The sequence below is a fragment of the Alginatibacterium sediminis genome (assembly GCF_003610775.1).
Taxonomy (GTDB): Bacteria; Pseudomonadota; Gammaproteobacteria; order Enterobacterales; family Celerinatantimonadaceae; genus Alginatibacterium; species Alginatibacterium sediminis.
Genome location: NZ_RAQO01000001.1, coordinates 259,646 through 271,810, shown reverse-complemented (window position 1 = coordinate 271,810; position 12,165 = coordinate 259,646). Strand labels below are relative to the sequence as shown.

Annotated in this window: 9 protein-coding genes; all 9 read right to left on the bottom strand. The window is 43.0% G+C overall.

Annotated features, from left to right (window positions below; translation table 11 throughout):
• Positions 1 to 203: 203 nt before the first annotated feature.
• Positions 204 to 746, bottom strand: a complete 543-nt coding sequence (gene hemG / locus DBZ36_RS01250; RefSeq protein ID WP_233558067.1) for a menaquinone-dependent protoporphyrinogen IX dehydrogenase — start codon at positions 744 to 746, stop codon at positions 204 to 206.
• Between the two features lie 8 nt (positions 747 to 754).
• Positions 755 to 2,212, bottom strand: coding sequence for a TrkH family potassium uptake protein (locus DBZ36_RS01245; RefSeq protein ID WP_120353103.1), 1,458 nt, complete (start codon positions 2,210 to 2,212; stop codon positions 755 to 757).
• A gap of 73 nt (positions 2,213 to 2,285) precedes the next feature.
• Positions 2,286 to 2,846: a YigZ family protein gene (locus DBZ36_RS01240; RefSeq protein ID WP_233558071.1), complete on the bottom strand. Its 561-nt coding sequence runs from the start codon at positions 2,844 to 2,846 to the stop codon at positions 2,286 to 2,288.
• Positions 2,847 to 2,896: 50 nt separating this feature from the next.
• Entirely contained in the window at positions 2,897 to 4,225 is a 1,329-nt protein-coding gene (gene pepQ, locus DBZ36_RS01235; protein ID WP_120353101.1) for a Xaa-Pro dipeptidase, read from the bottom strand.
• 289 nt (positions 4,226 to 4,514) lie between these two features.
• Positions 4,515 to 5,720 (bottom strand): M48 family metalloprotease, encoded by a 1,206-nt coding sequence (locus DBZ36_RS01230; protein WP_120353100.1) that lies wholly within the window; start codon positions 5,718 to 5,720, stop codon positions 4,515 to 4,517.
• Positions 5,721 to 5,878: 158 nt separating this feature from the next.
• Entirely contained in the window at positions 5,879 to 6,313 is a 435-nt protein-coding gene (locus DBZ36_RS01225; protein WP_120353115.1) for a GNAT family N-acetyltransferase, read from the bottom strand.
• Positions 6,314 to 6,351: 38 nt separating this feature from the next.
• Positions 6,352 to 6,783 (bottom strand): ester cyclase, encoded by a 432-nt coding sequence (locus DBZ36_RS01220; protein ID WP_120353099.1) that lies wholly within the window; start codon positions 6,781 to 6,783, stop codon positions 6,352 to 6,354.
• Between the two features lie 572 nt (positions 6,784 to 7,355).
• On the bottom strand, positions 7,356 to 9,026 hold the full coding sequence (locus DBZ36_RS01215) for a methyl-accepting chemotaxis protein (RefSeq protein ID WP_120353098.1): 1,671 nt from the start codon (positions 9,024 to 9,026) through the stop codon (positions 7,356 to 7,358).
• A 267-nt stretch (positions 9,027 to 9,293) separates the two neighbouring features.
• Positions 9,294 to 11,846: a DUF294 nucleotidyltransferase-like domain-containing protein gene (locus DBZ36_RS01210; RefSeq protein WP_120353097.1), complete on the bottom strand. Its 2,553-nt coding sequence runs from the start codon at positions 11,844 to 11,846 to the stop codon at positions 9,294 to 9,296.
• Between the last annotated feature and the right edge of the window lie 319 nt (positions 11,847 to 12,165).

Below are 12,165 nucleotides of genomic sequence, written 5' to 3'. Positions count from 1 at the left end.
CATCCCGGTGGTTTGAAGCGAGCTTCTAATACCGTCCTGAGCCGTTGCATCCCTCTCTATCCCTTATGGAACAAGGAGTGGCTGCCGCGTTTCAGTGGGGTGCATTATAGGGAACGCGCGGCGCGGCGCAAGCCTTAATTGGCATTTTTTTATAGTTTTTTGCACTCTGATTAAAAAACAGACTCAAAGTGCCAAAAATAGACTCAATTGGAGTGTTTTTGCAGCAGTTCCGTATACTCAATCGCAAACTTATCAACTTTAGACCAATCAGTTAGCTCTATATCTTTACTGGTATCCGTACTACCGCCGGTAATACGCATAATCAGTTGAATAATCTTGGTTTGCCAAAAATTGTACTTACTATAAAGAAGCGCACCCGCAAATACCGCCTGTAGCTCTGGCATCCAAACAGCGTTTAAATTTAGCTTTTTCATATAGACACTTGTTGTAGGCGTCGATTTTTCGGGTTTTCTCGCCGTGAGGCAGACACCAAAGAAAGCCACTGGCATAGATTCAAGGACTTGTTGATGTTTGGCCAAGAACTTATATAAGTTTGGTCGGAATTTACCGTATCGAACGGATGCGCCGATTAGCACTGAATCATAGTCATGAATGTTGTGTTGCGCGGCTAAATCATCTAAAGCAATAAAATCCGCTTGTTGCTCAACACCTAGTTGCGAGACAAGATGTTTTGCTATCTTTAATGTTTGACCTTCAATGCTTGAATATATAACCAATAGTTTCACGGTATTCCTTAGCTTTTCCAAAATGTCGGGGTGAATAATACCAGTAATGTAAATACTTCTAGACGACCAAATAGCATAGCTAGCGCTAATACCCATTTAGACCCGTCGCTTATCTCCCCATAATGCAGAGCAACTTCCCCAAGCCCTGGGCCTAAGTTGTTCAAACAAGCTACGACAGCAGAAAATGCCGATAACTCATCCATACCAAGCGCAATCAGAGCTAACATACAAACCACAAAAACCAGAGCATACGCGGAGAAAAATCCCCACACGGCTTCTAGTACCCGATCGGGTAGTGCTTGGTTGCCAATCTTAATTTGGTAAACAGCGCGAGGATGAACAAGCCGTTTTAACTCTCGCACCCCTTGCAACGACAATAGCAGCACTCGAATGACCTTTAAGCCCCCCCCCGTTGAACCCGCACAACCACCAATAAAACTAGAGAAAATTAGAAGCACCGGTAAAAACAATGGCCATTGCGAGAAACTATCTGTGGTAAATCCAGCGGTTGTAGAAATAGAAACGGCTTGAAAGAAGGCTTGGTCAAATGCCACGCCAACACTGTCGTAGATGTTTTGCCCCACCAGCACCATGGCACATATTAGTGTTAGGACTAGTTGTATACCAAGAAACACGCGAAGTTCTGGGTCTTGAAAATAGTGTTTAAAGCTAAGCTCCCGCCCACTAAAAGCGGTGAAGTGCAGCGAGAAATTAACACCCGATATAATTAAGAAAACGGCTGCAATAGTGTTAATTAAGGGGCTTTGAAAATGACCTAAGCTGCCGTCGTAAGTCGAAAATCCACCAATAGCAATGGTTGAAAACGAGTGTGCGATTGCGTCAAACAGACTCATACCGGCAAGCCAAAAAGCTAAAGCACAAGCCACGGTTAAGAATAAGTAAATATACCAGAGTACTTTTGCGGTCTCTGCTATTCGTGGCGTCATCTTCTTATCTTTAACTGGTCCTGGGATCTCAGCTCGATAAAGCTGCATTCCGCCGACCCCGAGGATAGGCAATATGGCCACAGCTAACACAATGATTCCCATACCACCCAGCCACTGCAGCATTTGTCGGTAGAATAGAATTGCTTTAGGTAGGTTTTCAATACCAACAATAACTGTGGCACCGGTTGTCGTTAAGCCCGAAAAAGACTCAAAGAACGACTCTGCAATGGATAAATCTGGGGTGCCGCTAAGTATAAATGGTAGCGCACCTACACTGCCCAGTACTGTCCAAAACAAAACAACAATTAGAAAGCCTTCTTTAGACTTCAGTTCTTTGCGTTGATCTCGTTGCGGGAACCAAAGTAAAAAGCCAGCAACCAAGCAAATGGCGAAAGCACCGAAAAAGGCCCGCCCCGCTCCATCTTGATAAATAGCAGCAACCATTGCTGGAATAATCATTGTTGAACTAAAGACCATCACTAACAGGCCAACAATTCTTATTATTGCCCGGATCTGCATTCCATCTCGCTCAGTGGCACGTCATTGTCTCTTTTTTTGATTTGCACAGAAGTTTGTCTGAATCAGAGCGCTATCACAAGCGCTGTATTGCAATATTGCCAGAGCAAAGGTGATTCAACTGATTTTCAATTTTGCTGCGCTGCTCGATCGCAAGTTCAATGTCCCAACTTAACTGTTGAGTAAAGTTTCGCGCAAGTACCACTATATGCTGGCTTTCTAAAAAGTGTTCTATCTTTCCACTATCATCATAGCTGCCCAATAGCTTTAAGCGGCAACTTGGCATAAACGGCTGGGTTTCTAATAATGCCAGAGCCTGCTGAACACCTTGACCATAAGCTCGGACTAAGCCACCGGTTCCAAGTTTCACGCCACCAGAGTAACGAACCACGATTGCCATGACTTGCCCGAGTCCACTGCCTTGTAATTGCGCCAGCATTGGCTTTCCAGCTGTACCCGTTGGCTCACCATCATCGCTAAAGCCAAGACATTGACTATCTTTAGGGTGACCGGCAATCATGGCCCAACAATGATGACGTGCAGAACTATGCTCGGCTTTCGTTTGTTGTAACAAGCGCTTTGCCATTTCCAGGTTAGGTGCATTTACAACGATTGAAATAAAGCGACTTTTCTTAATCAGTTCTTCGTTACTAATCGTCGCTTTGGGTATTAAATATGCGCTTTGAATCAGCTGCTCCAGTTAATTTCTCGACTTATATTGGTCACACTACTTTCACCTATATAAATGTTGTCTTCAATTCGAATACCACCGAAGCGACGTAGCAAGTCTATTTTTTCCCAATTGACTAAACTGCTAGCATCACTGTTGGCAAGCTCATCCAATAAACTAGCGATAAAGTACAAACCAGGCTCAATTGTTAGTACTTGTTTTGCACCTACCATTCGAGTGAAACGCAGCGCGGGGTCAGAATCAGGCGCCGCTTTAACTTCTCCGTCATGACTGCGCATAAAGCCCCCCACATCATGCACTTGTAAACCAAGAAAGTGACCTAATCCATGCGGAAAGAATACTCTACTAATACCCTTTTCAACGCAACAAGGAACGCTGCAGTTAACCAGATCAAAATCGACCAATATATGGGCAAGTAAATGATGTGCCTTGGCATGTAAGTCGATAAAGCATTGTCCAATCTTAATCGATTCGATCAAGGTAGCTTGCAATTGTTCCATAGCCAAAATTAGATCCGAAAACAAGCTCTTACGAAAAGCGTAAGTACGCGAAATATCCGCAGCATAGCCGTGATACTGAGCACCGGCATCAATTAACATAGAGTAGCGCTGTTTGTCTGGAATGCCTTGCTTTTGCAATTGTGTGTAGTGCAAAGTCGCAGCATGTTCATTTAAAGCGATTATATTGGAATAAGGCAGATCTTGATCAACACAACCGACTGCTTGTAGGTAAGCTAAGTGAATTTCAAATTCTGAACCACCAGCAAAAAAAGCTTCTTTTGCTGCTAAGTGACCTTTTACTGCACTTTTGTTGGCCTTCACAATGCAATCAAGCTCGTAATCGGTTTTCTCGGCTCGATAAAAGTGGAGATAGTTAAGAACAGATTCCGGGTTACGCTCACCAATTGCTAAGGCTTCAGCAAGTTCAGGATGGTCACCAATATAAGCGCATTGTTGCCGGTTATCAGGTAGCAAAGGCTCAATGTCTTGTGGATTAGCCAGAATACTAACTTCAAACTGTTCCAGCCAAGCCACATCGGGCAAGTCTTGTTTGGCATGCCAGTAATCTTGTGCCAAGTGGTAGATCAACTTCGGCTTATCTACGCCATTTACCACAAGCCAACAGTGGGCATGCTGGGTTAGCGGTAACCAATGCTTAAAGTGTGGGTTGCATTTAAATGGATAGTCTTGATCATCTAAGAATATCTTTGGGGCAAAACCTGAATGAATAATCAACGCTTCTAGATTATTGTGAGCCAACACATCTTGAGTGCGAGACTGAAGCACTTGAATATGTTGAGCAAAAATTTGGTTTAGATCCGGCATGCGAAAACTCCCATTTGCTTCTTAGTATTAGTTATAGCCCAATTCGTAATTTGGAAAGTAGATCTAAGCAGTGATTTTCCAGTCTAATAAACTTTTTAGTCTGCTTTTTCGAAGCAGAAGCAAATTAATTCAAAGACTTGAAAAAATGCCATGCATTTATCGGACACCTTAATCAACTCTAGCACTATTAACGAGTCCTTAAAGTCAACATCCGCCATTTACCCATTTAGCGCTAGAGGACATAAGCAATACCAGAACCCAACACAAACCTACATTGCCCTGATTTGATTTAACGGCACTCCTGCGGCAGATACTTACTAAGCACGTTTTGACCGTAGCATTCCCATGTCACATGCCCATCATCCCATTCAGGCTCGAGCACTATGTACCTCTCTTCGCCATCATTATCTACACCAACTTGCGCACCAATTATACCGTCTTCAAAAACACCAATCGTATAATTGCCAGCAATATCGCTTAATTCCTCCGAACCATACCCTAGATCTAGCATAGTTTCTGGCCAGTACTCGCTGGATTGAATGTACTCATCTACTTGCTCTGTCACCCGTAAAGCCACGGTATAGGCAGCGCTATATTGGGTTCTTTTTGAGTATTCTTGATAGGCTGGCAGAGCCACGGCAACCAAAACGCCAATCAACATCACTGTGACCATTATTGAAAGTATGCCATTGCTTGCAAATCGAGGTACAAAGCACGATATCAGGCAAGCTAGTTTATGCCGCGCCGGATGCCTAATATTTTCACCATTGCTAAACGCCATAGCGCTGGCCATTCGCTTACTAAGCCACGGGTAGTCATTATTGAGTTCATGAAACGACATCCAGAAGCCACTACTGGATTCAATTTGCGCCGTATAGGCATCCAAGTCCATATTGCGCCATCGCGTGTCTCCGGCTGCCATTGCAGCGATAGCAGCTTGTATATCGCCTTGCGACTGGCAACAATTAGCCCCATAACGGTCGCAGCTATACTCTTGCGCTCTACGTAAACCACTGCCAATGATTGGTAACACCGATGACGGTAATAGAAAGGCGTTCCATTTCAGGTGTTTTCGATGAATATGACCTAGCTCGTGTCCAATATAGAAATCCAGAGCACTTGTTTGCTCATGCAGTGCATCTAGAACATCTGTGTAGAGGACCAGGTAATTGCGGCCTAAAAAACGAGTTGCGAGCGCATTAAACGAACCACTTCTAAACATGTACGCTTCGGGAATTTCTTCCATCCCTACTTTTTCGCAAGCTTGCTCGATCATCTGGTGTAGGTCAGGGAATTGTTGCTCACTAATTCGAACCGCTGAGCCTTTGAGTTGAGCGATAAAGGCTGAATGAGCGAACAAAAAGAATAGATAAGCCACTAAAAAATAGATGAATACTGTTCCTAAGGTACTAAGGGTTAAGACAATCCAGAACACTATCGAAATGATAAGAGATACAATAAACAGCGGTTTTTCGTGCTTATAGACTAAGTCCATTAATTATTCCTTTAATTAACAATAAGCTGGGCAGACACAACCGTCACTCACCACGCCCAAATTCCAATTTGCTACAAATGACCTTCCAAATACCTGGAATCAGCTAGATTCAAACACGCTATAGATATCGTTGGGGCTCTATTGTGGTTGGCAACAAATTATACCTGAGGATTTGAAGTGCTGTTAAAGGAGTACATGCGCACTTCATCACGTGCAAACCAGCCTAACTTCTCATAGAAATGCTGTGCTTTAACGTTATCAACATGAACGAATAAATGCGTTTTTGAGATACCAATTTGAGCAAGTGCCTGAATAGTATGTCTGAGCAGTTCGCTAGCTATGTTACGCCGACGATATTCCTTAGAGACCGCTAAATGTTGCAAATAAGCGCGACGCCCATCGGTTCCAACTAGAACAGCAGCAATTACCTCTGATTCATTGAGCGCAACGAAGCTTAAACCAGGATTGCGCTTTAAATAATGAGCAATGTTTTCTGGGCTGTCTGCGTCTTTAAGACTGAGGCCTTCAGCTTCGCTCCACAAGAGCATCACTTCTGCGTAGTCTTCAATAGCCATTTCTCGAATAGTTATCACGTTTGCCTCTACTAGTAGAATGCCACTCAATTATTCATCTAACATCTGTTTGCATTGGTTTCAAGTTGAGCTAACAATCCTTCATTTTCTTGTTGGATCCAGTACTCGATAATTTTCCCATCTTCCACGCGATATACTGCGCTACCAACGGTATCTATAGGTAAACCTGTTGCCTCATATCCCAGAATGGTTGCGCGATGGTGGCCTATTTGACGCCAACGAACATACACTTTTGCACCCTGATTTATGAACTCTTCAATCTCAAATTGATACTGCCCAAAACACTCGAGAAACTCATGTATGTGCTGCGTATAGTTTTGGGGAGTACGTTCGATAACTTGCGCTTGGCCTGAATACACCTGATGCGCCATTACCATTGGAGCCATATACTTTTGTGCATGCTCCGGGTATTTGCCTGAGCGTACTTCTTGGATAAATAGTCGAACGACTTCACTGGCAGATTGATGCATACATTTCTCCTCATTCATTGCGCAACCTTAGACTTTCACATCGAAGACGATTGATTTTTAAGCCTATATTTCAGTAGTTTACACTTCAGAAATAAGAACAACTACCCCATACCTGTTACATAATGGAATAATTGTTCACCTCTTGAGGTTTAATCTTGGACAATAAACACTGTCCAATCGATTAGGAGAGAATATTCAACTTATTCATGTAGGAGCTGCATATAGTTTGCGGGCATAGTAGCTATAAAGGGCCCTTACACTAGCCTCAAAATAATCCTATATACTCCCTAAGTACAAACTATATTTGAAAACCTTATTATACTGCCGCTACTAGCTATATTTCCCATTTGGTAACACTGGACTTCCCAGCAATAACCATACAGTTTGCTGCTCCAAAAATCGCCTTGCTTAAGCTTTGCAAGTGGGGCTCCACATGTATGTGAGTGCCACTTTATCGGATAATAAAACATTGGTGGTGACGCCTAGTCTTCCAGACACGTCACCTTGTCAATATTGATAGTTATTTCGCCTAAACGAAGTACTGTTTTAAAGGGAACCAGTCGCCCCTTTTTCTAAACTGTAAATTTATTCGATATATCTAGAATTACTTTCGATTGGTCGTCTAAACGAGATATCTGTTCTTGCGTATCATCTGATACTTGATCAACCTTAGCGGCTAGACTTGCAATACCATTGACACTTTGTGCTACTTCCGCGGCAACCGTGGCTTGCTCATTTGCAGCTGTCGACACTTGAATGTTCTCCTCCGCTAGTTGGCGAATGGTACTGACACTTTCATCCACAATTGCTTGGATAGTAGACATCGCTTCTGTAACTGATTCTCTCTTAGCGGTAGTTTCTTCAAGATCACGCCGTGTATTAGACATGCTGTTGGTCAGCTGATCGAGTATGTGTTGAATCTCTTTGGTACTTTCTTGGCTGCGTTGTGCCAGCGTTCTTACTTCGTCTGCCACGACCGCAAATCCTCGGCCTTGCTCTCCAGCTCTCGCAGCTTCAATAGCCGCGTTTAAGGCAAGTAAGTTGGTTTGTTCTGAAATACTTTGAATGACTGCAAGCGATGTTTGAATTGAATCGACATTTTGATTCAACTCTCCAACCGATGAATCCACATTGGTCATAAGTGTTGTAAGACCATTCAACTCATTACTGCTGGTCGTTACTTGAGATAGTACTGAGACAATTTCCGATTCCGCTTTCTCGGCAGACTCTCGAGTATTCTCAGCATTGTTGGCGATCTCAGTGGTTGAAGCCGCCATCTGATCGATAGCCGTGGCAACTTGAGTCGTTTCGCGCATTTGCTCTTGTGCAACACTTTTCAACTCTCCAATTTGTTGATTAGAAAGCGTTGCAATATCATTGAGCTGCACGCTGGATAGTTTCAGCTTTTTAATGTCGCTGACGAGCGCTTCCAAGTATGAATTGAAGTTCTCTGTTATTAGATTTAACAGTCTAAGCTTACTTGGAGGGAGTTTTTGAGTAAGATCTCCCTCACCCTCAGCCAAGCTTGATACCGCAAGCTGCAAGCGCTCAAGGGAACTATATATGGCGCGAATTACAAACGGTAGAATCACCAACAGTACAATGGCACCTAAAACGATAGCTATAAGGCTCTTATTTAGTATGCTACTGCTAGTCTCGCCTAGTGATTCATCAATATTCGCTAATATCGGGTCAATACTATCTAGATAAAATCCAGTGCCAATATAGATATCCCATTTCGGAATCCAAATCGCGAAACCATATTTTGGAGAGGGCTCTTCTTCGCCTGGTTTGGTAAAATAGTAGGTGTAGTAACCATCACCATTTTTAGCCGCGTCCAAAAAATCACGAATCAAATATTGGCCATTGATGTCCTGTAAGTCCGAGAAGTTGGTTCCAATTCCTTTTCCTGAACCGTGTAAAACACGGACACCTTTTGAGTCGTAGCCAAATAGATATCCGGCTCCATCGTCAAAACGTAAATCGGTAAGAATGCTCATCGCATCTTCCATTCCAGTTTTTTCGGGTAAAGCCATTTGTCTTGAAACCAACGAAAGAGCCGAATCCATCACTGATTTTAGTCGATTTTTTTCAAGCGAAATAATAGCTTCTTCAGTGATGGTCGAAACTTCACTTCGTATGTCGCTGACGGTCCGCATTTGAGATTGCAATCCAAATAGTGCGATTGCCAAGAACGGAATGATAGCTAATAGATAAAACTGTGTTTTTAGCGAACTGAACATAGGTACAACTCCAGTAAACGTTTGATTTATTGAATTAACTATAGGAGGTTTTCTTTTATTTAGTAAAATGTTATCGGCGGGCGAGGGTTGACCTTTAATCGATTAAAACCGAAAGGAGTCAATAAAACTAAACGAGTAGCGCGTTGATGCCTCTGTGGTTGAAGTCTTAACTAGCAATTAGAGCACAAGGTTAAGGCTTAATAAGCCAGATTAACGGTCTGTTCTCAAACGGTGATGTTGAGTTAAGCCTAAAACCTTAGGTTTTTGCTAGCTAAAGTCGCGCTTGACCATCGCTTGCAATGCCTGCATTCGACTTAAAACGTTGCACAAATTTTGCTGTTCTATAGTGGTGAGATCGTCAATGGCTAATACATCATTCACTTTACGTAGATCGGTGTACTCCACCAGCTGATTCATGAATCTTAAGTTCCAAATATGGTCAAATAAATACATCATTTCTCGAAGCGTTTGGGTGTCAAATACATCATGGTGGTATAGCTGACGAAGACGCTCAATGGTGCTCACCTCTCTAATGTCATACTTGAGAGCATAGAGTCTACAAAATATTTCCATGGGTCTGAGGCACTCTTTGAGATTTATTGAGGTTTTACCATCAAATTTCTCGGTAAGCAGTCCACCATTGCTGTCTAAAGGGACAGAATAGGAAAGGCAATTAAGCGCATAAATACTTAAGAATTTTGACTGGGTTACAAGTACCGATTGAATATGCGATTGAATACCATCCACTAATGTGGCGTGCCCATATGTGGAGCGAATATCAAAAAACACATTGAGCTCTAGAATAGTATCGGGCGATGCGCTTTCAATCCAGCTGCTGAAGTTGTGTTTCCATTCTTGCTGGCTTAAGCACCATTGATGATTGGACGCCATAATCAGGCCGTCGCAATAGCTATAGCCGGCTTGATTAAGCAAAGCACATACTTTTTCAGCTAGATGTAAAAAGTAGCGTCGAATCGATTTAAGATCGGCATCGTCTGGGGTTTCAAACACTATTGCGTTGTCTTGATCTGAAAACAGCGTCATGTCGTGGCGCGCATTACTACCAAAACTGATAAATGAGAATGGAACGGGCGGCTCGCCTATGTCAGCAATGGTTAGTTCTATAAATCGGCAAATAGCAGCATCGTAGGTCGAACCAATCAATATGCGTAAATACTCAGCTCTGGTGCCTATATCAATTTTGTAGCGTATTTGGTCCGCAAGTTGGTTAAGCGACTCCACAACGGCGCTTTGGCTGTCAGCCTGTTGAATTTGCTTCACAATTGTTTGCTTAGCATCAGCGGTCATTAGTGAGGAACTCGTGAAGCTTGTTCCGTAGATTTTACGAACTATCGGGCGAAAGCTGACCACATGCCCGAGCTTTTCTGCGAGAAATATTTTTGATGTGCTTAGAATAATGTCGATGGATTGACCCTGTTTGGTTTTCAGTTGGGCTTCAAACTCTCCAGGTTCGGCTTGCTGGTTGAATAGATTAAATAAATGCTCAATCACTTTAGCGTTGTGCGGGGCATCAGTGAATATCGTCTGCCAAACGGTTTTAGAACTGAGTTCTTGTTGCTGGTAACCCATTAATAGACGCAGGCGGTTATTAGAGAAAATCACTTGGCCATCGGCTTCCAATATGTAGCCTTCGCTAGAAGATTCAACTAGAGCTCGATAACGATCTTTGGCTTCGAGAAGTGCAAGTTCAGCGCGTTTTTTCTTGATTTCACTTTTACGTGTTTGCGTAATGACGTAGCTCATTAACACAATAAGACCTAGGGTTATCGCCACAAAAATCCGCGATAAGGTGTTTTCAAGTTTGGCAATACCTTGCTCTACGTCTTCTATGTATACACCCGTACCAATGATCCATCCCCACTCTTCAATACCCTCGACGTAGGTCATTTTGGGGGCGGTTAATGTAGGGTCGTTTTTCCATTGCCATTGGTATTCTAAAAAACCTTGTTGATTGGCATTGACTAACTGGACAATTCTTACGAATACCGATGGGCCAGTTTGCTGTTCATTGTTGGTGTATTGAGTAAGATCGTGCCCGGTTAAATCACTGAGGTTGGGGTGCATTACCATATTGGGGTGCATGTCAGTAATAAAGAAATAATCTTTGTTTTCAGGTCCATAGCGCATCGTTTTTATCTCAATAGCGGCTTTGGCTTGAGCTTGGCTAAGGCTTAACACCCCCTGTTGCTCAAGTTCCACGTAACTGTCGACAATACTGACTGCGGCAGAGGTTAATTCTCTGAGCATTTGACGTTTTTGATCCACCATTGAATCTTCAACTAAAGGGACAATCACGAACACTATAGAGGTGATAAACAAGATAATTGCTGCAATGGTTGGCAATACAATGCGATAACTAAACTGTTTTAGAGCATGGCCTGACGACGGTTCCTGATTGTGTAAGCCGTCAAAATAATCAGCGAGCTCTCGTTCGTCGAGCACTTCGCCAAGTGTTTCTTGGTGAGTTCGGTCATGATATTTTGCGGTAAAGGTACCATTCTCGAAATCAGCTCTTAGTGGCAAATATCCGTCATAGTCGTCTTTGACGTGGGTTTCAAAAACGTCTTTAATCTGCTGGTGAGTATAGCGGCCGCCAAACTCGCGGTATGCTTCCGCAAGCGCTTCTTTACAATGCCTAAAACGCCTATGATCGTAAGGGTCGTAATCAAGATGCTTTGACATGTGCTGGGCATGGTCTTGTCCATTATCATCAAAAAAGCCATCGATCCATTTGTGGATGTCCTCAGCTCGGACGCCAAATAAAGCTTCAGTGCGTTCAGCATGCTCAGATATTTGCATATCGTATTAATGACCCATTTTGTCCGTTGGTGAAGAAACCCATCCAAAGTGTGCGCCAAGTAGCAACTTAGCCCAATAATCATACAATACACGCGTCCATCATTGCTAAAAATAATCTACGTCAATTTCTGTTCATAATGTTTATCTAAACTAACGCGGGTGCGAGTTACGCACTATCGTGGTCAGAATCGATTGACCATCTTTTTTTCAAGCTAGCAAAAACTCACTACTCCTCTTTATTTCTGTGACTGCATAAATAAAGAAGCAAGGTAGCGTCTGGGATGTCGTCTCGTACCAACTGAAGGTTGGTATGCCAAGC